The sequence below is a fragment of the Evansella tamaricis genome (assembly GCF_019042215.1).
Lineage (GTDB): Bacteria > Bacillota > Bacilli > Bacillales > Salisediminibacteriaceae > Evansella > Evansella tamaricis.
This window is the reverse complement of the sequence record NZ_JAHQCS010000169.1, coordinates 14,187-39,375: the sequence shown is the minus strand read 5'-3', so window position 1 is coordinate 39,375 and position 25,189 is coordinate 14,187. Positions and strand designations below refer to the sequence as shown.

Annotated in this window: 18 protein-coding genes and 2 riboswitches; of the genes, 5 read left to right on the top strand and 13 right to left on the bottom strand. The window is 38.6% G+C overall.

Annotated features, from left to right (window positions below; translation table 11 throughout):
- The first annotated feature begins 209 nt into the window (after positions 1-209).
- Positions 210-971: a DeoR/GlpR family DNA-binding transcription regulator gene (locus tag KS419_RS20980; protein ID WP_217068599.1), complete on the top strand. Its 762-nt coding sequence runs from the start codon at positions 210-212 to the stop codon at positions 969-971.
- Positions 972-1,024: 53 nt separating this feature from the next.
- Here KS419_RS20980 and mtnA read toward each other — a convergent pair whose 3' ends face one another.
- The 11 genes from mtnA to KS419_RS20925 form a co-directional block, all read right to left on the bottom strand.
- The gene (gene mtnA, locus KS419_RS20975; protein ID WP_217068597.1) at positions 1,025-2,101 is read right to left on the bottom strand and encodes an S-methyl-5-thioribose-1-phosphate isomerase; all 1,077 of its coding nucleotides are present in this window, start codon (positions 2,099-2,101) and stop codon (positions 1,025-1,027) included.
- Between the two features lie 4 nt (positions 2,102-2,105).
- A complete protein-coding gene (gene mtnK, locus KS419_RS20970; RefSeq protein ID WP_217068595.1) occupies positions 2,106-3,341 on the bottom strand; it encodes an S-methyl-5-thioribose kinase in 1,236 nt (411 codons plus the stop codon).
- 14 nt (positions 3,342-3,355) lie between these two features.
- Positions 3,356-4,363 (bottom strand): ABC transporter permease, encoded by a 1,008-nt coding sequence (locus tag KS419_RS20965; RefSeq protein WP_217068593.1) that lies wholly within the window; start codon positions 4,361-4,363, stop codon positions 3,356-3,358.
- Between the two features lies 1 nt (position 4,364).
- Positions 4,365-5,870, bottom strand: coding sequence for a sugar ABC transporter ATP-binding protein (locus tag KS419_RS20960; RefSeq protein ID WP_217068591.1), 1,506 nt, complete (start codon positions 5,868-5,870; stop codon positions 4,365-4,367).
- 95 nt (positions 5,871-5,965) lie between these two features.
- On the bottom strand, positions 5,966-7,072 hold the full coding sequence (locus KS419_RS20955) for a sugar ABC transporter substrate-binding protein (protein ID WP_246594317.1): 1,107 nt from the start codon (positions 7,070-7,072) through the stop codon (positions 5,966-5,968).
- Between the two features lie 439 nt (positions 7,073-7,511).
- Positions 7,512-7,617: riboswitch (SAM riboswitch) on the bottom strand.
- Between the two features lie 91 nt (positions 7,618-7,708).
- Positions 7,709-7,813, bottom strand: a riboswitch (SAM riboswitch).
- A 151-nt stretch (positions 7,814-7,964) separates the two neighbouring features.
- On the bottom strand, positions 7,965-8,192 hold the full coding sequence (locus KS419_RS20950; RefSeq protein WP_217068587.1) for a YdbC family protein: 228 nt from the start codon (positions 8,190-8,192) through the stop codon (positions 7,965-7,967).
- Between the two features lie 3 nt (positions 8,193-8,195).
- Complete coding sequence (locus KS419_RS20945; RefSeq protein ID WP_217068585.1) at positions 8,196-11,006, bottom strand: Eco57I restriction-modification methylase domain-containing protein; 2,811 nt, start codon at positions 11,004-11,006, stop codon at positions 8,196-8,198.
- A 29-nt stretch (positions 11,007-11,035) separates the two neighbouring features.
- Positions 11,036-13,237 (bottom strand): PAS domain-containing sensor histidine kinase, encoded by a 2,202-nt coding sequence (locus KS419_RS20940; protein WP_217068583.1) that lies wholly within the window; start codon positions 13,235-13,237, stop codon positions 11,036-11,038.
- Between the two features lie 179 nt (positions 13,238-13,416).
- A complete protein-coding gene (locus tag KS419_RS20935; protein ID WP_217068582.1) occupies positions 13,417-15,861 on the bottom strand; it encodes a glycoside hydrolase family 3 C-terminal domain-containing protein in 2,445 nt (814 codons plus the stop codon).
- A gap of 979 nt (positions 15,862-16,840) precedes the next feature.
- The gene (locus tag KS419_RS20930) at positions 16,841-17,197 is read right to left on the bottom strand and encodes a hypothetical protein (RefSeq protein WP_217068580.1); all 357 of its coding nucleotides are present in this window, start codon (positions 17,195-17,197) and stop codon (positions 16,841-16,843) included.
- A gap of 79 nt (positions 17,198-17,276) precedes the next feature.
- Positions 17,277-20,345 (bottom strand): efflux RND transporter permease subunit, encoded by a 3,069-nt coding sequence (locus tag KS419_RS20925; protein ID WP_217068579.1) that lies wholly within the window; start codon positions 20,343-20,345, stop codon positions 17,277-17,279.
- A gap of 562 nt (positions 20,346-20,907) precedes the next feature.
- Here KS419_RS20925 and KS419_RS20920 point away from each other — a divergent pair.
- The 3 genes from KS419_RS20920 (at position 20,908) to KS419_RS20910 (ending at position 22,840) form a co-directional block, all read left to right on the top strand.
- Positions 20,908-21,681: an SDR family oxidoreductase gene (locus KS419_RS20920; RefSeq protein WP_217068578.1), complete on the top strand. Its 774-nt coding sequence runs from the start codon at positions 20,908-20,910 to the stop codon at positions 21,679-21,681.
- 250 nt (positions 21,682-21,931) lie between these two features.
- Entirely contained in the window at positions 21,932-22,222 is a 291-nt protein-coding gene (locus tag KS419_RS20915) for a hypothetical protein (RefSeq protein WP_217068577.1), read from the top strand.
- A 207-nt stretch (positions 22,223-22,429) separates the two neighbouring features.
- Positions 22,430-22,840, top strand: a complete 411-nt coding sequence (locus KS419_RS20910; RefSeq protein ID WP_217068575.1) for a GNAT family N-acetyltransferase — start codon at positions 22,430-22,432, stop codon at positions 22,838-22,840.
- A gap of 239 nt (positions 22,841-23,079) precedes the next feature.
- Here the strand turns inward: KS419_RS20910 and KS419_RS25575 are convergent, their stop codons facing one another.
- Together KS419_RS25575 and KS419_RS20900 are read right to left on the bottom strand one after the other, a co-directional pair.
- A complete protein-coding gene (locus KS419_RS25575) occupies positions 23,080-24,099 on the bottom strand; it encodes an anti sigma factor C-terminal domain-containing protein (RefSeq protein WP_217068574.1) in 1,020 nt (339 codons plus the stop codon).
- Positions 24,100-24,150: 51 nt separating this feature from the next.
- Entirely contained in the window at positions 24,151-24,681 is a 531-nt protein-coding gene (locus tag KS419_RS20900; protein WP_217068572.1) for a sigma-70 family RNA polymerase sigma factor, read from the bottom strand.
- Between the two features lie 201 nt (positions 24,682-24,882).
- Here KS419_RS20900 and KS419_RS20895 point away from each other — a divergent pair, with 201 nt between their 5' ends.
- Positions 24,883-25,104 (top strand): hypothetical protein, encoded by a 222-nt coding sequence (locus tag KS419_RS20895; RefSeq protein ID WP_217068570.1) that lies wholly within the window; start codon positions 24,883-24,885, stop codon positions 25,102-25,104.
- The last annotated feature ends 85 nt before the right edge of the window (positions 25,105-25,189 follow it).

The following is a 25,189-nucleotide window of genomic DNA, read 5'->3' as shown; positions in this document are numbered from 1 at the left end:
AAAATTTGGTTTTTTGCCTTTATTTTGTGGGTTTTAACTAGTGAATTCAACACAAAACACTAATAAAACAATACCAAACTACAAATAATCGTTTGTTTTTTTCTTTTTATTTGGGTTTATCATTAAATTTTCTTCTTTATTACCCTATCCCATCCAAAAGAATATGGTATAATGTTATAAACTACCAATTTAGTTAAGGAGCAAAAGTGATGCTGCCAATTGCCAGAAAAAACAAGATCAAAGAACTAATTGTTGAAAAAAAGAGTGTCACCGTTTCCGAAATGACCAAACTATTTCAAGTAACAGAGGAAACGATACGCCGGGATTTAAAGCAATTAGAAGATGAAGGGTTTCTTCACCGCACCTATGGTGGTGCTTATATTTCCGAAGGAGTCCAAAACGATGTGGACGTAAACCTCCGCGAATACATACATGTGGAAGGAAAAAACAAAATAGCTTCCAAATGTCTTGCTTTTATCAAAAATGGCGACTCCATTTTCTTGGACGCTTCCACCACATCCCTCGTCATTGCCAGTATGCTTAAGGAACGAAAACTGACCGTTGTGACCAATTCCATTAAAGTAGTTAATACATTAACAGATTACCCAGACATTAATCTAGTTGTCATTGGTGGAACTCTCTCTAAATCATCCCTCTCGAACTTAGGAAGAAATGCAGAGTACAATATGACAAACTACTTTTTTGACACTGCCTTTATCTCTTGCCGTTCCATCAGTATGCAACATGGAATAACGGATTCTAATGAGCAGCAGGCAGGGATCCGGAAGTTAGCAGCAGAACATGCCAATCATGTTTATTTAGTTGCCGATTATACGAAGTTTGATAAAACATCCTTTGCCAGTATTTGCGGCTTTGATGCCATTGACCATGTGATCGTAGACAAAGAACTGTCTCAAGAATGGCATGAATTCCTCGATTCACAAGAAGTTGCCTTGATTGAATGTGAATAATCGGAAAACCTCCAAGTGCTTTGCTCACAGCGAAGAACTGGAGGTTTGTTAATTTAAGAGAACCTTTTCTTTTGAAACATCTCCGGAAGGCTTTCTGTAAAAGGAGCGTAGGCAATACCACTCTCTGTAATAATTCCTGTTATTAAATCATGATCTGTTACATCGAAGGCGGGATTATATGTTCCAACCCCAACTGGTGCCATCGGTTCACTGTACCACTTTGTGGTAATCTCCTCATCCGGGCGAAGTTCAATATGAATATCGTCACCTGTTTGACACTCTAAATCCACTGTAGACAGCGGAGCACATACATAGAATGGGACTTTATAATGCTTTGCCAGAATGGCGACACCAGATGTACCGATTTTATTTGCCGTATCCCCATTTGCCGCCACACGGTCACACCCCACAAGGACAGCCTGTACCTTCCCTTCCTTCATCACAATGGAAGCCATGTTATCACAGATTAACGTGACATCAATTCCCGCCTCCTTCAGTTCCCAGGCGGTCAATCTCGCCCCTTGGAGCAGTGGTCTCGTTTCATCTGCAAACACTTTAAAATCATAACCACGTGCCTGCCCTAAATATAACGGTGCTAACGCGGTTCCATATTTTGCCGTTGCAATTGTCCCAGCGTTACAGTGGGTTAAAATACCCCAACCTGGTTCCAACAAAGCTAAGGCATATTCCCCGATTGCTTCACACACCCACTCATCTTCGGTTCGAATTAGTTCAGACTCATTCTTAAGTGCTAGCTTCACTTCCTGCACTGATTTCCCCTGTTCCTTTTGAAAGCGGCTGTCCATACGGTCTAACGCCCAGAATAAATTCACTGCCGTCGGCCGGGAAGAAGCTAAATATTCTTTTACTTTCAGGAAGTCGTGATACAGTTCATCATAGGAGTCTGCAGATGATTGCTTCGTCCCGAGATAAACCCCGTATGCAGCTGCAATCCCGATGGCAGGGGCTCCACGAACTTTCAGCTGATAGATGGCATCCCAAATATCCTTCATTTCTATTAACTTTAGAAAGACTTTCTTATTCGGAAGGAGCGTCTGATCCAATAAAATAAGTGCACTATTTTCATCATCAAGCTTTACCGATTGTATTACCTCAACAGGGGTATCCATCGATTTATGCCTCCTTTAGCACTTTAGATGCATAATTTAAAACCACTTTCACGAAATCATCTCCGGTTCGAATCGTGTCACGTTCAAGGATAAAGGTTTTCCCGGCAGATAAAACGATTTTTTCCGCCGCAACCCGGTCCTTCTCATTTTTAATAACTTGAATATCCTTCACTCCGGCAATTCCAATGGTTCTGCGGCAGAGTTCCAGGCCGGTAACTGCCACAGTGTCCCGCAGTAAACCATCTAAATAATATTCTTTAAAACCAGGGTAAGTGGCGACACGCTCCGTTGCATGCTCATCCCATCCATAGAGGAATTTTTCTGTAAATAAATCAATGACTTCACGGATCGTCTTTTCCATGTACTGTAAAAATTTGTCCCGTTCCCCGTCATCCTCGATGGTGAACTTCCCATTCACATAAGCAAAAATAAGATTTGCCACAACATTTCCCACATCATAACCAGCAGGCCCATAAAAAGCGAATTCCGGATCAATTACTTTCGTGGAATCTTCTTTAATAAAAATTGACCCCGTATGCAAATCTCCATGCAGCAAAGATTGGGAATGTGTCATGAACTCAAACTTCAGCTTGGCCGTTTCTAAAGCAAGCTTCTCATCATTCCAAATATGCTCTTTAATAAATTCCCGTGAGCCTTCAAAGATATCATTTCGCTCACAATCAAAAAACGGCTCGGTATACACAAGGTCTTCGGTGATTTCACAAAGTTCCGGGTTTGTAAATGATTTAACCAGTTCTTTCTTTTCTTTATGTTCTGTAACCACATCGGATGTGTGAAGCAGAGTATTTACCATAAAAGTCGTTATGTGATCTGCAAATAAAGGAAATGTTTTATGTTTAATAAGAGCCGTTCTCATGATCTCATGATCAGAAAGATCTTCCATAGCACAACAGTTCATGATCGGATCATAATGATACATCTTTGGAACAAACCCTGGGGCAAGCTTATGTTGCAGGCTCAGTATTTCACTTTCGATTCGGTTCCGATCGGGGGATACCTTAAATTCATCAGATATTCTTGCAACAGGGCCCGCTTGCTTCACGATTAATGACTTCCCACTCTTGGAATCTACTAAACGAAAGACATAGTTCAAATTCCCATCGCCTATTTCCTCGCAGGAAAGCTCCACATCTTCATCAAAAAAATCCAACCTCGTTTTCGCATAAACAATCACATCTTTTTCCACCATCTTGAAATATTCCTTTGTGAAATCTAGCATTTGTAACCCTCCCATTATTTCAATTTATAATAAGTCAGTGCTAATGCCAGTGCTAACACCGTCCCTTTTACAATATCCATGGCATAGTAAGGAACAGACATCATCACAAGACCGTTTGCGAGAATCCCAATAAGAACTGCCCCAACAAAAGTTCCAAAGGCATTTGGCTTCCCTGCACCAAGTACGGAAAAACCGATAAAAGCCGCTGCAACAGAATCCATGAGATAGCCACCACCAGCGTTTATCTCCGCTGTCATCACCCGAGAGGCGAGGACAATCCCACCGATAGCTGCGAAAGTGGCAGACAACAAGTACGCTAAGATTTTATATCGATTGACGGGAATGCCTGATAATCTGGCCGCCTCTGCATTTCCCCCTATGACATACATGTACCTTCCATGCTTCGTATACGTGAGAAAAATATGGACGGAGAATACAACAAAAAGCATGATAATAATGATCCATGGAACTCGGCCGATCTGAGAAAAGAATGGACTGATTAAACCAGTGGCAAAGCTCCCATCGGGCATCACCATGTTTTGTGAAATCGTTGCTCCCCTTGTATATGTCAGGGCAACCCCTTGAATAATAAACATCATCGCCAAGGTAATCAGCATGTCCGGAATCCTGATTTTAACAATTAGAAACGAATTCAATGCACCCACAAGAAGGGCCGCAAATAATGCCACACCAATTGCAAGAACGGTCGGTTGGGAATACCAAACAAACATGGATATAACAACGGCATTTGCCAGGGACGCGGTTGATCCAACGGACAAATCAAACCCATTTACGGAGAGGGAAATCGTTATCCCAATGGCAATGATGGTCACAATGGATATGGACCTCAAAATATTAATGATGTTATTTGACTGCAAAAAAGCCGGGTTAGCCGATGCGAAGATGATAATTAGTACAAGGATCGTGAGAATCGTTCCGTATTTATAGAGAAAATCAAATAAATCAAATTGACGTTTGGAATGTTTTGCAGATGTGTTTTTTTCGACTTTTGATACACTCATTCTACTTGCCCCCCGTGGAATAAAATAAAAGTTCTTCTTCTGTCGTGTCTTTCGTTTCCACTTCCTTAGCCACTTCCCCGTCATAGACAACATAAATTCGGTCTGTAATTCCTATAATCTCGGCTAATTCACAAGAGGCATAAATGACGGCTTTTCCTCTCTTTGCCAATTCTGCAATGAGTTCAAAAATGTCTTTTTTAGCACCTACATCAACACCTTTTGTGGGTTCGTCAAAAACATAAACCTCTGCATCTGAAATGAGCCATTTCCCAATGGCAACCTTTTGCTGATTTCCACCTGATAAATTTTGAACTCTTGTTGTTTCTGCAGGGGTTTTAATTCCGAGACTCTTAATCAATTCTTGTGCTGATGTCTTTTCCTTTTTAAAATCTAAGAAACTGAATATCTTTGTGAATTTATTAATGTTTGCTGCGGATAGATTCGTAGCTACTGTTTCCTGAACTAGGATTCCTTCTTTTCTCCTTTCTTCAGGAACTAGTGCCAAACCATTTAAAACCGCGTCATATGGAGAGTTGATTTTTAAAGTGTTTCCGTTGATCAACACTTCGCCTGAAACCTTTTTCGACGCCCCAAACAGCGCTTTACAAAATTCAGTTTTTCCTGCCCCCACTAATCCGGCTAGTCCAACGATTTCCCCTGCCTTCACATGGAGATTTATATCCTTAATTTTTTCTTTATCGTTAAGTCCCTTCACTTCCAGGACTGTATTTCCAATATTAATGTGATACTTCGGAAACTGCTCTTCTAATTTTTCACCTAACATGTATTCCACGACAGTATTAATACTTGTCTCTTTAATCTGTTCTTTACTAATGAATTTCCCATTCCTCATGACCGTAATCTCATCACAGATTTCAAAGAGTTCCGGAAGACGATGGGAAATGAAAATGACTCCCACATTATTTTGTTTTAAATCTCTTACAATACGGAACAATTCTTCCGTTTCTGAAAAACTAAGTGGTGCTGTTGGTTCATCTAAAATAAGGAATCTACATTTTTGAGAAACGGATCTGGCAATAAGGACCATCTGTTTTTCCGCCAAGGTTAACTCACTTACTAGTTTTTTCGAAGGGACATGAATGTTCATACTCTCTAATATTTCCTGTGCCCTCTTATGAATCCTGTTCCAATTCATAAACTGTTTTTTCCCCATATTACTGACAGTGTCAATCAACATAATGTTTTCCCCTACCGTTAAATAAGGAACAAGGGCCGTATCCACTTCCTGATAAACAATCTGAATTCCATAGTTTTGGGCTTCTTTCGGGGAACGAATATGTACTTTTGCTCCGTCTATAAAAATATCTCCAGTATAGTGGTCATATGCACCGGAAAGAACTTTCATCAAAGTGGATTTCCCTGCTCCATTCGCACCAATTAATGCATGGACAGATTCCGTAGTAGTAGAAAAATTCACATCATCAAGAGCCTTTACACCTGGAAATTCAATACTTATATTTTTCATTTCCAATCTAGATTTAACCATCCAGCTCTCCGCCTTTCTTCCACAAGCTAAGTATAATGAAGGAATGAAAGCAAACACTCCAAACTAAGGAGTGCTGCTTTCCATGTCTTTTCGATTTATTGATGATATTCTTTCAGCGTAGTCATCCAGTCTTCTTCAAAGGCATCTGTTTGCCCCCAACCTGGAATAATGTCTGCCAAGTTAACCATATTTACTGCACTATCTGATTCTTGTAATTGTTCTTGTGAGATAAGTGTTGCTTCTAAATCATAGAATTGAGGTGTTTCTTCTCCAGCTAACTTCTTCGCCAATATACGCAAATTAACTGAACCAATTAGTTTCGGATCCACGGCAGCAGTATATTTCCATGAACTTCCTTCCCTTTGAATAATCTCCAAGTCTGCATTAGAAACATCTATCCCGTAAATCGTAATTTCATCACGGCCCGCTTCTTCGATGGCTCTTGCTGCACCAATTGCGAATGCGTCCCAAGTTGCGAAAATGGCATCTAATGTTCCTTCAGGGTGCTTATTTAACATTGCTGCAACAGCGTTTTGTGTTTGAACTGATGTATCTGCTGCTGCCACACCAAATCTTTCTAACTCTTGAATTCCAGGATTATCTTCTAACACTTGGACATACACATTATTTCTTCGAACCATAGGTGGGAATCCATCTACCCAAAGGTAGGCAATGTTGGCTTCTCCATTAAAGTCTTCCACCAATTGATCTAATGCTAATGTAGCTAATGCTGCGTCATCTTGAGAAGTTAATGTAACACCGTCGATATCTGCTAACCCGTCAACAGAGTCAAATGTAACTACTTTAATCCCTTTATCAACCGCTTCCTGTACAGCTTCCACGGTTGCATCGTCATCACCATGTGAGATTATTAATCCGTCATACTCTTCTTGGATCGCCTGAGCAATGGCATCATGGAAAGCTGCAGTATCTCCATTTGCAGTAAATACATCGACTGTAAAGCCCAATGCTTCCCCTTCTTCTTTTGCCCCTGCTAAAAATTGAGCTGTATGATCGTCACCGCCAATTTTACGAATCACTTTGATACGAGTTTCACCATCAGTGAATACTTCAGGAACACCATCTAATGAGACATCACTATTTCCACCTTGTGCTGTATCTTCGTCTCCAGAAGAGCACGCTGTTAACAGAAGTGTTAAAACAAGCGCTAAAACGGTTGTTAATTTTAAAATACCTTTCATTTTCCTTCTCCCCTTTTTCATAGTTTCGTAAATTTATTATTACCTGAGATTACTAGGTCAGATCACTAGAATCAAACACATCAAAACCCAGTAACTGCAGGGTGTAAAACGTTTTCATGGACTTAGCTAAATAGTATCACGTCATTCTATGTTTCTCAATGATTTTTTTGGATTCTTACATGTTTATTTTGGTTTTATTTCCGTTATATGTTTTGTTGATCTTAATATATGTGGTTTTATATTTGTTTTGCATAGGTTTTTCCTATATTTTTACTTCCCTTTCATAAATAGATTATCTCCAATGTTTGACTCTGTTATCGTTTTCGATTCCTCTTAAATCTGATAAAATACATCTTTTTACTATGATTTATAGTTGAACAATGAGAAAAACCTCTTCTTGTGCATAAGAAGAGGTTGGATGTGTTTCATCTCAAAGCTCTTCTTATCTTTCAAGCAAATTCCGCTTGCTGGAGTTGGCACAGTACTCGTTTCAGTCTGCTGCCGAGGTTTCGTAGGGCCAGTCCCTCCACCTCTCTCGATAAGAAATCTAGGTGCAAATATGAAATTTTTCTTTTGATACATATAAAAACCCACTTCTTAATGATAAGAAGAGGGTTAGTAGACAGCTTTACTCTCTTCTTATCTTTCAAGCATTCTGCTTGCTGGAGTTGGCACAGTACCTCATTTCCGTCTGCTGCCGAGGTTTCGCAGGGCCAGTCCCTCCACCTCTCTTGATAAGAAAACATGTTATTTTATTTGAATTAATGGTTAATACATAATTTACACGTCATTTCACCAACTGTCAACCATTTCACAAAATATTTTTACACGATACTGTAATAAAGTTTTGCAGTAAGCGTCCTATCCTTGATGTTCTCCAACGTTTCGTGCTCTACTGTAACTCATCCATCCCATTTAAAATTTCTTTTAATGTTCTTAATTCCTCTGTGGATAAGGTAACCCCTTTCCCCATCTTTTGATGATCTGCTGCCCAATCTCGTAAATCATATTTCGCTTCCCTGCCATTCCAACTTATAAGATTTAATTCTTTCGTCCAGCCTTTAGCCCCTTCTGATACAATTCCAAGGTTTTGCTTAATTTCATATTTAATTTCTGCCATCGTTTATTCCCCCTCCATTTGATTTATTTCCTCATTTGTTAATTGAAAGTTTTTATAAAACAGTTTATTAATTGCCTCTTGATAATGGGTAATTTCAGCCATATGATTGTTCCGTTTCTCTTTTATAATTTGATCAACTAGTGATATAACGGCTTTTTCTTCTTGTGGTGATATTTCCCTCATAGGAAGCCTGTTAATCATTTCCTTTGTGAAGTTTATTCCACCATTATAACTGGATGATGCATACTTTTGTTTTATATAAAAAATTGCAATGGAACAGTTAATAAATCCGAGAAGAAACTTTAGCTTATCCAGATTTTCTCCAGTAATCATCATAGTGGATTTACCCGGGATTACCGAACCATCTTCATCGAAGCATGCATCAAGTAAAGATAACCCTTTGATAAGTATTTTTGGTCCCATAGATTTCTTCGAGTAAGAATTCGGGAACCATTCTAAAAATTGAACTTTTTCCACCACAGGAAAGGAATATTTCCCTTTTAAATACGTCATTGGCTGTAATCCCCATTTAGAAACATATTTACCTATTGTTCCCGTGTTAACTATTTTCATATGGGTGTCTTTATGAAATTCCGTTTCATCTGAAAGGTCTTTTATGATTTCCTTCAGTTTGTATGCATCCGCTGTAGCACAGGCATTTTCACATGTATAAATTTCTCCGACCAGCATGGAGCCCTTTTCCAACTTCATTAATAAATCAATGGAATCAGAGAATATCACATCTAATGAATATGGTTCTGATAGTATTTGTTTATTAACCGTATTTTTGAATTCAATGTTTCCGTTTCGGAGTTCATAGATTCGAATTTCATCCACTGGATTTTTCGTAATGTGAGTGACAACAGAATCCACTTTTGCAGTTGGGAATACCTCCCTTCCAACCGTTAACAAACTATAAAAATATGCAGTCAATTGAGTTCTCAGTTCCTTGCCAAATGATTTTGATATCCACTTATCGGGAGTAATATAAAGTAAGGACCCACCCTTTGCCAACAACTTATAACCCATTTCAAAAAAAGGGATGTAAATATCCCAATTTCCTTTCGTCATTTTATATTTGCGTGAGATGCTTTCACGATACCCCTTTAACCCTTGTAGCACCATTGTTTCGGAGTCAATATATGGGGGATTGCCAATAACGATATCAAATTCACCGGTTTCCAGTAATAGGTTCTTTGATCGATTGCAAGATATCCCTTCAACAAGACTGTCTCCCACTTCCATATGTATTTTTGTACTGGAGAGTGACCATTTTTGATTATCCACATGCCTCATATTTTTCTCCATTAACAAGGAAAATTCCACTCTTCTTTTAGCGATAGTAATGGCGTTTCTATCAATATCTATCCCATAAATCCCATTAGTTATAACCTCCATTTTGAGGTTATAAGGTGACCTGCCTTTTTGAAATGTATCCAACGTCGTTCCCTTCATTTTTTCTGATTCGACAATATACTCTGTTACTATCATTCTTGCTTTAGTAATCTCACTGATCATGCCGATGGGAAATGCTCCTGAACCAACCGCTGGATCTGCCACCTTCACTTCTTTAAGGGCATTATCTATTTCCTTGGCATAATTTAAAATAAGATCATCGTATTTGTGTTGATGATAGTATTCCAATCGTAAATGGTCTCCGTCATAAATTAAGTATTCCAGAACATTTCGCGAAAGAGCTACCCGTGTAGATAAATAAACAATTAGACTCTCTTTGCACATATAATGGACCATTTCCTTCGGGGTATAGTAAACACCTTTATTTATTCGGTCACTCGTATCAAGGGACATTTCAAAAACCTTCCCCAATAGTCCGGGATGAACTGCAACCTCATGGTCTAACGGCTCCCCTTCCCTCATCGTAAATTTAAATTTATTAAATAAATCCACTAGTCCTTCTCCATTATTACCGAGATCATTGTCTTTCTTTCCACTAGTTGAAAACCATTCATTCGGCACCAATAAAGAAGGGATCCCTTCTTTATTCTTATACTGGCAATCCATATAGCAAGGAAGAAAAACATCATTGAAAAAGTTCGATTCTTGGGTTTCTAAGCATTGTTGAATCCGTTGCTTAAGGGTAATTCTTTCTTGCGGATCAAAGTAATGGAAAAGAACGGTTCTACTTATTGCTTGTGCAATGTGTGCAGAGTTTTGCATCTTTATGGGAGTGCTCCTGTTCCCCTCACTACACGTTCTTCTGTCTATGTACTCGGTGAGTTGACTAACCTTCTCTATGTAGAGTTCCAAAAAATCCTTCTCCAACTGTTCCACCGAAAAAAGGTTTTCCAGTTCCAAAACAGATACGTCACTGGACAAAAATGCTTCACGAAGATGATGGAAAGTGTAGGAAGGAACATTTTTGCCTACTGAAAAAGAAACTAGTTTAATAGACTGCAAGCCCCTTCCCGCGGATTGTTGTTTCGCGAAAGAAAACTCCCACGTTTGCTCCTCTTCTGAGTGAATGGCAATGATTGCAACATTGCAGGATTCCTCCCTTACAATGATAGCGATAAATTTTCGTAGGATAGATTGAGCAAGACTGTTTAATTCTGCTCCCTGTGCAAGTTTTATAGAAAGGAAAGCCATCTTTAACCCCGTTCTATCTTCACACTTCCCTAAAACCTCACAGTCTGAAATTAATTTATTAAACTTTTCATGCAAAAACAGATCTTTTGTTCGGTGACTAATTTTAATGTCACGGAAATACTGCTGAATAAGTCGAAGGTATCTCTCCCTTTGAAATGGAGATGAAAAAATGTCCTGAAGAATATGTAACCGATCCTTTATTTTCAACGTCATCTCCCTTTCTTAACATCATAGCGTTATTTTTTTCTGTGACTTGGCAAGTACACTTCTATTGTTGTACCTTTTCCAAGTTCACTTGACACTTTTATGTTGCCACCATGATTTTCTATAATTTTTTTACTGACCATAAACCCTAGTCCTGTACCCTTTTCCTTCGTAGTGTAGAATGGTTCTCCAAGTTTCTCCAACAATTCCTTTGAGATACCTACACCTTCATCTAAAAATGATAGAATAACCCCATCTTTCTCTTTTTTAACCTGTATTCGAATTTCCCCGCCATCAGGCATAGCTTCAATTCCGTTTTTTATAATATTAATACAAACTTGTTTAATCTGATTTTTTTCACAGTAAATATAGATTGGGGTTGAAGTATATTCTCCAATAATTTCTACGTTTTTTAATATAGCTTGTGTTTTTAGGAGAGTAGTAATCTCAGATAGTAACAGGAGAATGTCAGTCTTTGTGTAGTTAAGCTCTTGAGGCTTTGATAATATGAGCAGCTCACTAACGATCGTTTCAATCCGCTCGATTTCAGCTGTAATAATATCAAAGTACTGTTTCTTCGTGGTGTATTCCGGTCTCATCAATTGAATAAACCCTTTGATAGCAGTCATTGGATTGCGAATTTCATGTGCAATGCCAGCTGCTAATTGGCCAGCAATGGACAGTTTCTCCGAATTAATCATCATCTCTTCCGCTAACTTTGCATCAGATATATCCCTTAAAATAATTGCCCAGGCGATGAGTCCTCCTTCTTCATCCCGAATCGGAAATCCCGACGCATCCACACTGATGAGGGTTCCATCTTTTTTCAGACGTTTTGTTTCCATTTTTTTAATTTTAGAACCTTGTTTGATTCTCTGAATATAGTTTTCCACACCATCCAATTCTTCCAATGGAATAAACGGCAATGAAAAATAAGTTTGGCCTAATAGTTCATAACCTTTCCATCCGTAAGTGGTTTCAAAAGCTTCGTTCACCTTCACCAGAAATCCATCTTTGTTAAAAATCAATATGGGATCTATATTATGATCTATGAAAGATTCCAGTTGTTTTTTTGTCTCCTTTAAATTCTTTTCCGCTTGTTTCCGGTAACTTATATTCCTGGCAATTCCATAGACCCCTACCACTTTTCCATCTACGATAATAGGAATATTAGTAACATCAAACACAATCGGTTTTTTATTTTTATTAAGAGCAGTCGCTTCAAATCGTTGGACAATACCGCTTGCGGCCAAATTAAAATGGAACCTCGCTTGTTCAACAAAATCTTCAGAAAACAGATCTAAAAAACTGAATTTCCCATGTAATATCTCCTGTTCCTTATAACCCAATACCTTTTGAAAAGCATGGTTTATGGATGTATAATACCCCATTAGATCCATTGAAAAAATCATATCAGGATGATAGTCAAAAAGTGACTTATAACGAATTTCACTCTCCTTAAGTAGTAATTCTGATTGCTTCCTCCTTGTAATATCTCTTGTAAAAGAGAGGATCTCTATCATTTTTCCAGTGTCATTAACGATTCCTTTGGCAGTTGTTTCCAACCATCGGTACTCCCCGTCTTTTCTTCTCACACGATAAAGTAAAGGGGATATATTTTTACCTTTTGATATCTCCCTAATATGTCTTTGAATGTATTTTTGGTCTTCCGGATGGCAAAAAGCAAAACATGATTTCCCTATAAGTTCTTCTGGTTCATACCCCAATAAAGTTTTACAAGCAGAAGAGATAAACTGACATCGTCCATCCCGGTTATGTATTGCAATGATATCGAGGGAGTGATCCGCTATCATTTGGTTTTGCCGATCAATTTCATGTAGCTTTAACTCTATCCTTTTTTCGTCTGTAATATCTTTCGTTTGAGAAATAAAAAATTTAGGTTGTCCCGATTCGTCGGTTACTAAAGAAACTCGAACAGATATCCATTTATATTTACCATTTTTCTGACGAATTCGTTTTTCCATCTCATAGGAATCCCTTATTCCCGTTAACACTTCTTGAATAAGCTGTACGTTTCTTTCTAAATCATCTTGGTGTGTATATTTTTCAAAAGTCATTTCCTTTAGTTCTTCTTCCGAATATCCTAAAATTTCACTGATCTTCGCATTTACTTTAATAGCTCTCCCGTCCAAACTTGCAATTGCCATACCAATAGCTGCATTATCAAACGCATATTTAAATATCGGTTCATAGTCAATGGATGGATTTTTCATTATTTTTCCTCCTATTTGCGAAGATACAAAGAAACGCAGTGAGATTCGGTATTATACTAATACGATTCCCACTACGTTTTTCCTTGTTAAAAATGATGAAAAACAAAGATTTTTATAGAAATTCATACTTTAGGATTACTATTTTTAATGTTCTGCAACAAATACTACTTGAACACAAGTTACTGAACCTTATTTCTAATTGTTTCTTTGATAAGTTTCCCTGTTCCCTTAATTCGTTTTCGATTTAAAATTAGAAGTAACCCATCCAACATTCCAAAGGTTAGAGCACCATTACTGGATATGGCTAGACTTCTCAACGGATGATTTGGAATCATTTTCTTCATCATATTCTTTGAAACCACTGCATTTTCATCTTCCATTTCACGATAAGGCCGAGTTATTTGTTTAATAATTGCATCATGAACTTTTTTTCCAACAAATGTACTGGAGATTTCCTTTAAAGTTGAATCATATGAAAATTCCTCTCCTGGAAAGGTTGCCTTACTAGGTAAGGACTTCCCGTAGACAATGGCAAACTCCCTGTCTTGAGCTTTAAAAGGGTACGGAGGTGTTAAGAAAGAAGGGATATTCTTTCCCTCATATGGCATTTGAAACTCCTTGCCCAATACTTTAACGATTGACTGTTCAAAGATATCTCTGCTGGACGAGCCAATCAGTATCTCGTACTCTCCACTTATAACACACCAATCTTCCATATCCACGTTATAAAAGGAGAACGCTCTTCTGTCCAATTCAAATTGACACGTAACGGTTTCACCAGGTTGTAAAAATACTTTTTGAAACCTTTTCAATTCCTTCTCTGCTTTAAAGACGTGGGATGTAGTATCTTTTACATATAATTGGACCACTTCCGCACCAGGACGGTCCCCACTATTGGTTACATTAACGCTCACTTCAAGTGTACCATTTTCATCTATTTCTCTTTCGGATAAAACAAGATTTGAGAAACGGAAAGTGGTGTACGATAATCCATACCCAAATGGAAATAGCGGTTCTACTTTCGCCGTATCAAAATAGCGATATCCCACATAAATACTTTCCCGATACTCCACTGTAGCTGGCCCTTCTGGAAAATAAGATGCAGATGGATAATCTTCATACGTCTTCCCGAAAGTTTCTGCCAGTTTTCCGCTAGGATTATGGATCCCAAATAATAAATCAACGGCTGCACTTCCAATTCCTTGTCCTGCGAGATATAAATTTAACAAACCTCTCACTTCACTAATCCAAGGCATTTCTACCGGTGCCCCACCAACGAGTACGATGACAACATTGTCATGAACGGCTGAAATTTCTTTAATTAATTCCGTTTGGTTAAGGGGTAACTTCATATGATCTCGATCAAAGCCTTCCGATTCTGCAAGTGCCGGTAATCCAGCTACAATAATAGCAACATCTGAATCCTTTGCTTGCTCCACTGCTTCGTAAACGAGATCCAAATCTGTTTTTCCATCTATCCTGTCGTATCCCTTAGCATATTGAAAGTCAATTCCCTTTTCAGTGAAAGCATCATATACACTATCTATCATCGTTGGGTTAATGAGGGAACTTCCACTTCCCTGGTATCGAGAGTGAACGGCAAGATCACCTATTAAGGCGTACTTCTTTTTATCTTTCGTTAACGGAAGGATGCCATTTTCATTTTTTAATAAGACCGCAGAGTCCTTTGCTGCTTTTATAGCTAATTGATGGTGAGACTCTTGATCAAATGACGCCTTCGTATCTTTATTTGATTCCCCATTAAGAATGAGTTGGAGCAACTTTGCTACCGCTTTATCTAGTACTTCCATAGACATGGTGCCATTCTTGACAGCCTCAACAATTTTTTTATCATTGTCTAATCCCCCACCTGGCATTTCCAAATGAAGACCAGATTGTACTCCTTCCACTCTATCATTCACTGCACCCCAATCAGACATCACCATACCATCATAGTTCCATTCTGTTTCCAGTATATCTGTTAAAAGTTTTTTATTTTCACTGGCGTAAGTGCCGTTGACTTTGTTATAAGCACACATGACTGTCCAGGGTTCCGCTTCTTTTATTGCCATCTCAAAACCTAATAAATATATCTCCCGTAAGGCCCTCTCATCAACGACTGCATCGATTGTCATACGGTAGTTCTCCTGGTTGTTAACCGCAAAATGTTTGATGGATGTACCGATTCCTTTTGATTGGACACCTTTAATAAATGCAGTTGCCATTTCTCCAGTAAGATACGGGTCTTCTGAATAGTATTCAAAGTTCCTCCCGCAAAGGGGATTACGCTTAATATTAATACCAGGACCTAATAGAACTGAAACTCCTTGTGTCAGACATTCTTGTGCAATAGCCTCTCCCACTTCCCGAATGAGGGAAGGATTCCAACTTGACCCCAATGCACTGGCTGTTGGAAAACAAGTTGCAGGTAAACTGTGGTGAAGTCCGAAATTGTCCATTCCATCCGGTTGTTTTCGAAGACCATGTGGCCCATCCGAAACCATAATGGAAGGAATTCCAAGCCGTTCAACAGATTTAGTGTTCCACATATCTGCCCCGGAACAAAGTCCAGCTTTTTCTTCAAGTGTTAATTGCTCAAGGATATCGAGTATTCTTTGATCCATTTTCTATCATCCTCATATGAAAAGTTTCGTGTAACCGTCCTTATTTCTTTAACTTATATCTAGTATAGACGGATTGGGAGGATTATAGGTTTCAAAAAACCATAATTTGTTAACAATTTAGTACTTTTCCGAGAAAGTTGCTGCCAAAGTTATATTTTCTATGCTCTGTTATCGTTCAATGTTGATTTTTGCGAAATTCACTCCCTTTCACCACTGGCACAAGTGCGACATCTGCTCATTCTTTGCAGTGTCTTCTTTGCCGGCGGGCACGGCCTCAAAGAGGGTTGCTTCGTCGAATCCACTGGGATTTGTTTCGACGAATACACTACAAAGCTTTACTAGTAGAGGAAGAAACAGCCTCGTTCGGGAACAAGTTGCTGTCATCTTCTGACCGAAACACTTCTCGGCCTCCCCGTTCGGGAACAAGTTGCTGTCATCTTCTGACCGAAACACTTCTCGTTCTCCTCATTCGGGAACAACTTGAGACAGCTTCTGACCGAAACACTTCTCGACCTTCTCGTTCGGGAACAAGTTGCTGTCATCTTCTGACCGAAATCCTTCTCGACCTTCTCGTTCGGGAACAAGTTGCTCCAGCTTCTGACCGAAACACTTCTCGGCCTCCACGTTCGGGAACAAGTTGCTCCAGCTTCTGACCGAAACACTTCTCGGCCTCCACGTTCGGGAACAAGTTGCTCCAACTTCTGACCGAAATCCTTCTCGACCTTCTCGTTCGGGCACAAGTTGCTCCAACTTCTGACCGAAATCCTTCTCGACCTTCTCGTTCGGGAACAACTTGAGACAGCTTCTGACCGAAACCCTTCTCGATCTTCTCGTTCGGGAACAAGTTGCTCCAGCTTCTGACCGAAATCCTTCTCAGCCTCTCTCGACGAAAACCGTGTCTGCGGGGGCTTCACCTCGCTTTCCTGTCTCTTCCTCTAAAAACGTTGCTCTGTAGCTTATCCGTCCATCGGGCAAGACGTCACGTCCTGTGACATGCCCGATATAGGACGTCTTGTCCGTCGAGACAACTCGTTGCTGATTCATGGGGATATGCTCGTCGCTGGTGTCGCCGCCTTTTACTTCTCCTAGCTTTTCTTAAAACAACAAAGTTTGCGAAAAGATCTTCTAAAAGAATATCATCTGTTCTGCCCTGCTTTCCACCTTTAGTGTTGGTTGGGGACAATTGTAACTGATTCGCAGGACATATTATCCGTCCACATTGTGGTGTTTTTGGGACAAATGAAACTGATTTACTGCTCCTATTGTCCACTTTGAACCGTTTCTGAACAATTGAGTAGCCTAGACTGAGTTTAAAAAAACTTACTCTTTCTTTCATATTAAAAAATCCACCCGAAAGTACGTCCGGGTGGATTAATTCTAATTTTTATTACGTTAAGATTAAATGACATGAACAATTAACTTGCGGCAATGGACTGTTTTTCTTCATCCTTTTTCTGGACATTTTTTTTATCACCTTTTTTGGTGAATAATTTCGTCATTCCAGTTCCTGTTGCAGTAAATAAACGGTAAACGGCTGGAATAAGCACCAATGTAATCAAGGTGGCAAATAATAATCCTGAGATGATGACTGTTGCCATCGGTCCTTGATAATTTCCAGAAGTCCCTGTCGCCAATGCTAATGGAAGCATTCCCCCTGCAGTTGTTAACGTCGTCATGAAAATAGGCCGTATTCGATTTTTCCCAGCTTCAATCAATGCGTCTTTCACGTCATACCCTTCCAGGCGCAGTTTATTCGTACGGTCGATTAATAAGATGGCATTGTTTAGGACGATACCGATTAACATAATGACACCCATCGCAGATAACAAACTAAGTTCACGCTGTGTAATAAATAAACCGGCGATAACCCCAACGATGGTCATTGGTATAACCGACATAACGATAATCGGGTGAATCAAATGGTTAAATTGAACGGCCATGACAAAGTACACCAGGAAGATTGCAATCGCAAGAACGAGTACCATTTCCATCATCATTTCCTGCTGTTGCTCTAAATCCCCTGCCACTGCAACACTGTAATTAACCGGTGCCTCAAAGTCATCTATGACACTTTGAACATCTCGATTAATGGCGCCAAGATCTCTTCCTTCAATATCTGCGGAGATAGTGACGTAGCGTTCGCCGTCAACATGTCTTATTTCATTTGGTGTGGAAACACTTCTTAATTCAATAAAGTCGGTCAATTCTTTTTCTCCGGTGAATGTGGGAATCGATAAGTCCAGTAAATCCCCTTTTCTTTCAATGGAACTATCCCACTTGACTAACATGGGTACTGTCTCATCTTCCAACTTCATTTCACCAACAGGCATATCCATAAAGGCTTGCTCTAACACTTGTTTGACTTGCATGACAGATAAACCGGCGTCTTCTATCTCATCCTCTTTGAAAACGATCATTTCTTCTGTAGACGTACGTTCAATAGAGTTATTTGTCCCTACTATTCCTTCAATACTGTTCAATTCTTCTATAAAATCTGCTGCAATCGTCTGAAGTTGCTCAAAGTTCTCCCCTTTAATGTTTACTTGGACAGGGTATCCTCCTCCCCCTTCCATGGCACTGAACACTCCATTAACAGGGTACTTTTCATCTAATGCCCTTAACGCACTGAACATTTCTTCGTTAACCTCTTTTTGATCCCTAGTAATGGCATCTTCTTTCGTCATGTTTACAATGACATAGAAGAGATTTCCGTTATCCATGATAAAGTTACTTTCCACATCTTGAATTCCTGAAAGGGATTCGTGAATGTCCGTTACAAAGGCATCCTTTTCTTCCACAGACATCCCCGCGTCCACATTGACTCCTATTTCCGCATACCTATTTAACATATCCGGCAAAATTGCCATTGGAATCTTATTCACCAGGAACAGAGAACTTCCAAACATGAGAAAGAAAATGGCTATAACAGCGAAACTGTATCGTTTTTTCCGGACAATCCAGGAGACGAGTGTACTATAGGTGCGAATCAATCGGCTCTCTTTCCGCTGCCCTTTTCCCTTTATTCTCAAAAACTTTTCTGATAATGTTGGAATCAAGGTGAAGGAAATAACAACTGAGCTAATGAGTGTGATTGCCACTACCGCTGAAAGGATGATAATAAATTGGCCCATTTCTCCCCCAACTAACCCAACTGGTACAAACACTACTATCGTTGTTAACATGGAGGCGATAACGGCTGTTGCCACTTCCTTTGTCCCTTGAATAACTGCCTCAAAGTTTTCAAGACCTTCCTCTTTTTTCCGATAAATGGATTCAAGGATTACAATCGACGAATCCACCATCATCCCAATTCCAAGTCCTAAGGCTATTAATGTAATAATGTTAAAGCTGTAATCAAAGATCCACATACTCAAGAAAGTTAGCAAGATGGAAGTGGGAATAGCTAACCCAACAATGAGCGTTGCTCTAATATTTCTTAGGAACAAGAGTAAGATGACAACAGCAATAATAGCTCCAATGAGAATGTTAGAACTAACACCTTCTATTGATTCTTGAACATAATCCGCTTGAGCAACCATCTCGTTCATCTTAAAACCACTTACGAGGCCTTCGCTTTCAATCTCCTGCACTTCAGCACGGATTGCCTCTGCCATATCAATTTGAGTCACATCAGACACTCGACCAATTTGGACAAAGATAAAGTCTTGTGTTCCATTCTTCCAGACGTTAACTCCTCCCGACACCGGTTCCACTTTTACGGACGCAATATCCTGTAGTTCGATAAATCCTTCTTCTGTTGGGATTTTCATGGTCTCAACAGATTCTACTGTTTCAAAATTTGTATTCCATCTAAGGGAAGGGGAATTCTGTTCACCACTCAATTCTCCTACTGTAACTTCCTGGTTAGCCTGTTGGATCATACCTACTACTTGTGAGATATCTAAACCTTTTTTAGTAACTTCTTCCCGATCAAATGCAATTACTACTTCTTGTTCTTCTGTGCCCAGGAGGGAAACATCCCTCACTTCCCGCAAAGCTTCTAGTCGAGGTTCAAGCACATTCTTTGCAAACTCCGTCATCTCTTTCATATCCCCATCGGAGAGGTCCATGAAAAATTCATAACTCTGATTTGTTCCATACTGTCCCGTTTCCGCATACTGTATTCCACTCATGGAGGCTGTTTCTGAATTTACAATCGTTTCTACTTCTTTTATCAGTTCTTCTCCACGACCACGCTCCATCATGATTTGAATCGAACTTCTTCCTATGGAAGAGGATGATTGAATTTGATCAATCCCATCTACCCCTTGAAGTTTACTTTCAATGACGTCGGTAATATTACGCTCCACTTCAATGGCAGGCATATCCCCGGCAATTACTTCCACATACGCCCCATCAAAATCCAAGGATGGGAAGAGCTCCTTATCTAGTTTCATCATTGCATAACTGCCTGCAATTAGCACGAAGACGGCTACTAAACCAACCAATACTTTTCTTTTTACAATAAATTTTAATAAGTTCATATTTTCTCCTTCTTTCTATTCTCCAGCGAATAATATTAACTTTCATTTCCATTATCAAGTGTAACGGAGGAAACAAATGGAAACATTTGCCCGCAGAAGTATTTCTTCTAAGACTTGAGACGTATCTTTTTCTTGGATTTTCAGTGGGAATATTTTTCAAAGAATAAGAATGTATATTTGATAGACTTTTCTTCCTACTCCGAAACTCCTGCTTTTAATGAGACGACTAATAATTAGGGAAAGTTTTACTGAATTAACATGGGGTTAAATTTAATTTTGTATTATTTATCCTTTATTGTTAAGATATAGATAATGGAGATATTGAAAGGGGATAAGATTCTAATGTGGACGAACTTGTAATGATTAGGTGTTGGATGGATTAAATTCACTCTCAGTAATGAGGGTTATTTACCTGTCTATAATTATTCAAGGACTGCATTATTTGACTTCAAAATCCCATTTTTTTGAGGATGGATGACCTATGTGTCTGTCTTTTTTAGTTGGAAAAATTATATCTCCTGTTGTTCTTATTAATGCGTCCTCATTTAGAGGAGGAATATTTATGAACGAATTAAAAGATAAAATTGTAATAGTTACAGGTGTAAGCCGTCTAAAGGGGATTGGAGCAGCGATTTGTAAGGAGTTAGCTGAATCGGGATATCATATCTTTTTTACTTATTGGACGGAATATGATAAAAAAATGCCATGGAGTATTAATTTAAACGAGCCATTGAAACTTAAAGAGGAATTATTGACAAAAGGTGTGAAAGTATCATGTATGGAATTGGATTTAACTCAATATGATGCACCTGCAAAACTTTTAGATACAGTATGTGAACAACTTGGTTATCCTGATATTTTGATTAATAACGCAGCATACTCAACTAACAACGATTTTTCTAATATAACTGCCGAAGTTTTAGATAAACATTACATGGTAAATGTGCGAGCTACGACACTACTAAGTAGTTTATTTGCTCAAAGATTTGATAAGAAATCAGGTGGAAGAATAGTCAATATTACTTCGGGTCAGTTTCAAGGACCAATGCCTGGTGAATTAGCATATGCAACAACAAAGGGAGCTGTAGATGCTCTAACCATTACATTGTCTGCTGAATTAGCCCCGTTAGGTATAACAGTCAATGCAATAAACCCAGGTCCAACTGATACGGGCTGGATGACAGAGGAAATAAAAACTCAATTAAAACCGATGTTTCCTTTTGGTAGAATAGGGGAACCGAAAGATGTTGCAAAAACAATTAAATTTCTAGTGAGTGATGAAGCAGATTGGATTACAGGTCAGATTATTCATTCAGAAGGTGGATTTAAAAGATAAACTATTCAAAAGGCTCTTACCTTAGAGCCTTTTTGTTTTATAAATAGCAGTATTAATGTGATTTTGTGAACTATGTACTTAAAGAACCTGCTTTATTTGAACAATGATTACATCACTTGTGTCCCTATTCGCCTGTGTAAGAAGGAATTATGCTCCTTTTTATTGAATTAAAGAGCTAATATGTAACTTGATTCGAATTTCAGGCACTGAATTTTTCAAAAAAATAGGAGTAAGGGATGAGGGTGACACAATGAATACTATAAGTCGTTGGTTATTGGTAGGTGTTCTGATTTTAATTGGCGTTTTATCGTTTAACAAAGGATTAGAATTATGGTCACTAGGGACTGATGTTGATGGAGATGGTATAGGAGTTTACTTTTTAACCTTCGAAATAAATGACAATGTACCCGAAGAAAATATCACTACATATGCTATTGGATTTTTTATATTTAGTATACTCTTACTTATTATCTCCTTTGTCCTTTTAATAAGGGGTTTTAAGCAAAGACACAAAGGAAGTTCATTCACTAGCGGAGAGTGATAGCACAAGAAGTTGCTTCTGATAAGCAAACCGGGCGACTAGTTGAAGGGGAGTTTTTTGGATACTCAATTGTCAACCATTAAAACGGGACTATGGTGAAGGTGATTGGAAATAGTATACAACTAGAGAACTAATTGAAAGGAGGTATAAGACAGTGGAAAGATTACGAAAATCCTCAACAAAATAAAAATTTGAGGAGGGTTATAAATGTCGATAACGTTTAATAACAATAATGATATTAGTAGAGAACAATTAGAAAGATTATATAATGATGTAAAGTGGTATGCATATACACAGGATTTAGAAGTTTTACATCAATCAATTTCACGGTCTTTAGAAGTAATATCTGCTTGGAACGGAAAAGAATTAGTGGGATTAATTCGTGTTGTTGGAGATGGACTAACAATAATATATATACAAGATATACTTGTATTAAATGAGTATCAAAATCAAGGTATCGCAACTCAACTAATTCAACAAATCCTGGAAAAGTATAAAAATGTCCGTCAAAAAGTTCTATTGACCGAAGAAGCTCCTGATGTGAGACACTTTTATGAAAAAAATAATTTTGTTTCCTGCGATAAAGGTTCTTTAGTCGCATTTGCTCAATTTAGTTAATAGTATCCATTTAAGATTTGTCCTAAATCACTAAAATTGAGAAGCTGGGACAGTGTTTTAATCAATGAAAAATCCGATTGGGCTGATATTCGATGCAATCATTAGCTACGGAAAATTGTTCGGATTTTCAATTAAACACTTTAGTTATGTCCCAGCCTCATTTTTTATATTTTGTGATTTAAAATTAGTGAATGCATACACTTATTTTTCTCTACCTAAGATGGGATAGCACATACATTTTACTGACTCCAATTCCATGGTTTAAACTCACCAAGATAAAAACTGTGAATTCCCTCCTGCTCACGGAGTTTTAACAACTCCTTAACAGGTCCCGTTACTACAGCCCCGTAAACTTGAAACCCATTACTATGCAAGTAATCATATCGCTCTTGGAGATATTGCGTTCCAAGTAATTGCTCCGCATTCTTCTTATGGTTTTTCAGCAAGAAATCCATATTCTGAAGCATTGCTTCTTTACTTTCTTCAACTGAACCTCCATCCAAAACTCTTATTAAACTGCCACCCATGTAATCTTCGGATACTTCCCTCGCCCCAGATAATCCCCACTGTTGATGTAAGGACATGGAATTACCTCCTCCACTATATCCATGCTCACTGAAAGAATCGTATTCTCCCATATACAAAGGCATCCAAAGGATATCCAGATCATAGTCTTCCAGCAAATTTATTAATTCTTCAGGTGAATGATAGTCATCGGTGGAGAAGGCAAAATCTCCCACGTACCCTTCATGAATCATCTCCAATGTCTCCCAAACACCATGAGGTTGGTTCCCTCCCAAATTCTTTCCTGTTTCCGGATGATATGGCAGAAAAAATCGAAACCTTTCAACATTGGATTCATATGGATATGGTCTTTGGATTTCAAAATGGGAAAAAGCTGATATGACAGGTTTCGTTAATGTGGCATTAGAAACTACATAATTTGTTTTTCCAATTCGCCGCTCAATAGGGATTTCAATTCGCTGTGTAAAAAACGGAGAAATATCTGCGTCTCCATCCCAAAGCCCAATATCCGTTGTATATTCCGCATCTGTCCAGTCGATAGCCAGTTTCTGTATAAATATATTCCGTTCACTAACCGTACTAGTGTGATAAACGATTGATAAAATTAATAGATAAATCCAAAGAAGAAACAGGATCGATACGCCTACGCGAATTATTTTAAACGAAAGCCTCAATGAAAAACGGTTTTTATGCTTTTTTAGTATTTGTTGTGCCTTTTCTTCATTCCATTCCACTAGTATCACTCCACCCCTACTGTAATGTCATATTAATGTATCACTGTATCTTTAAAAGGTTTTGCCCATCCGCTGTGAAAGTGTCTTAAATTTTTGCCTTGCCCGGTAGAGAGTTATTTTCACCTGATCTCCCGACAGCTCTAATGTTTCTCCAATCTGTTCGTAGGAAAATTCCTCATGCTCCCGCAAGTACAGAATAGATCGGTATTGTTCAGGGAGAAGTTCCAAGACATCATTAACCTCCCCTAATTTTTCTTTTTCTGCTAAATCCTCCTCAGGTATTCCATAAGGACTAAGAAATTCCTTTGAATCAATCACCTGTTCGAAAAAGGAAACCCATTTCCACCGCTTCCGCTTCCTCCATTCATCCATATAAGCATTTCGGGCTACCTTAAATAGCCAGCTTTTCACTTCCTGCTCATGAAACAAATCAAGGGACAATGTGGCACGATAAAAAGTTTCCTGGACCAATTCTTCCGCTGTATGATGGGATCCCGTCAGTTTTAGAAGGTAAAAATAAAGGGGTTTGGCGAATATTAAATAGATTTGTTCCAACTCATCCTGCTTTGTGTCCTTCTTCATTCCGCCCCTCCCTTCCTAATTTAAACGTCTGCACCTAAATAATGTTACACCTTTTTTTTATTTTTGAAAAAATAATTATCGTAGATTCTATCAGTTTGTAAATTTTTGAATAAAGAGGTGTATTTTGTGGTGAATATTTGCAAACTATTTTAAGTAAAGAAGCCAAAGCCAAGACACAAGACACAAGGAGATGGTAAAAGGATGGAGTTTGAAATTAAGGCGAAGGATGGGGCACTACCATGTGAAGTTACTATCGATGAAGATAACGGAAGATACATGTTGAGGAATGCCGACACGACCGGAGAATTTTTTGAAACACCAACAGAACTCCGAGATTGGATTCAGGCAAATTGGAACCCTAATCGATTTGAAGATCCGAATCAGTTTGAACTGCTTATTAGTGAATTAAATTCGTACACGTAGAATAGAATCACTTGGAATTCACGGACCTGGTCCCGCACAATATAGTGACAGATTTCTAAATTGTCATAAATTTGTGCGGGACCAG

Bases quoted from the DNA above. Each gene is read 5' to 3' on its own strand.
- mtnK (WP_217068595.1), bottom strand. From the start codon at position 3,341: ATGCTAGATTTCACAAAGGAATATTTCAAGATGGTGGAAAAAGATGTG.
- KS419_RS20935 (WP_217068582.1), bottom strand. From the start codon at position 15,861: ATGGATCAAAGAATACTCGATATCCTTGAGCAATTAACACTTGAAGAA.
- KS419_RS20910 (WP_217068575.1), top strand. From the start codon at position 22,430: ATGTCGATAACGTTTAATAACAATAATGATATTAGTAGAGAACAATTA.
- KS419_RS20925 (WP_217068579.1), bottom strand. From the start codon at position 20,345: ATGAACTTATTAAAATTTATTGTAAAAAGAAAAGTATTGGTTGGTTTA.
- KS419_RS20920 (WP_217068578.1), top strand. From the start codon at position 20,908: ATGAACGAATTAAAAGATAAAATTGTAATAGTTACAGGTGTAAGCCGT.
- KS419_RS20965 (WP_217068593.1), bottom strand. From the start codon at position 4,363: ATGAGTGTATCAAAAGTCGAAAAAAACACATCTGCAAAACATTCCAAA.
- KS419_RS20895 (WP_217068570.1), top strand. From the start codon at position 24,883: ATGGAGTTTGAAATTAAGGCGAAGGATGGGGCACTACCATGTGAAGTT.
- KS419_RS20900 (WP_217068572.1), bottom strand. From the start codon at position 24,681: ATGAAGAAGGACACAAAGCAGGATGAGTTGGAACAAATCTATTTAATA.
- KS419_RS20950 (WP_217068587.1), bottom strand. From the start codon at position 8,192: ATGGCAGAAATTAAATATGAAATTAAGCAAAACCTTGGAATTGTATCA.
- KS419_RS20955 (WP_246594317.1), bottom strand. From the start codon at position 7,072: ATGAAAGGTATTTTAAAATTAACAACCGTTTTAGCGCTTGTTTTAACA.
- KS419_RS20930 (WP_217068580.1), bottom strand. From the start codon at position 17,197: ATGAAAGAAAGAGTAAGTTTTTTTAAACTCAGTCTAGGCTACTCAATT.
- mtnA (WP_217068597.1), bottom strand. From the start codon at position 2,101: ATGGATACCCCTGTTGAGGTAATACAATCGGTAAAGCTTGATGATGAA.
- KS419_RS20915 (WP_217068577.1), top strand. From the start codon at position 21,932: ATGAATACTATAAGTCGTTGGTTATTGGTAGGTGTTCTGATTTTAATT.
- KS419_RS20980 (WP_217068599.1), top strand. From the start codon at position 210: ATGCTGCCAATTGCCAGAAAAAACAAGATCAAAGAACTAATTGTTGAA.
- KS419_RS20940 (WP_217068583.1), bottom strand. From the start codon at position 13,237: ATGAAAAATCCATCCATTGACTATGAACCGATATTTAAATATGCGTTT.
- KS419_RS20960 (WP_217068591.1), bottom strand. From the start codon at position 5,870: ATGGTTAAATCTAGATTGGAAATGAAAAATATAAGTATTGAATTTCCA.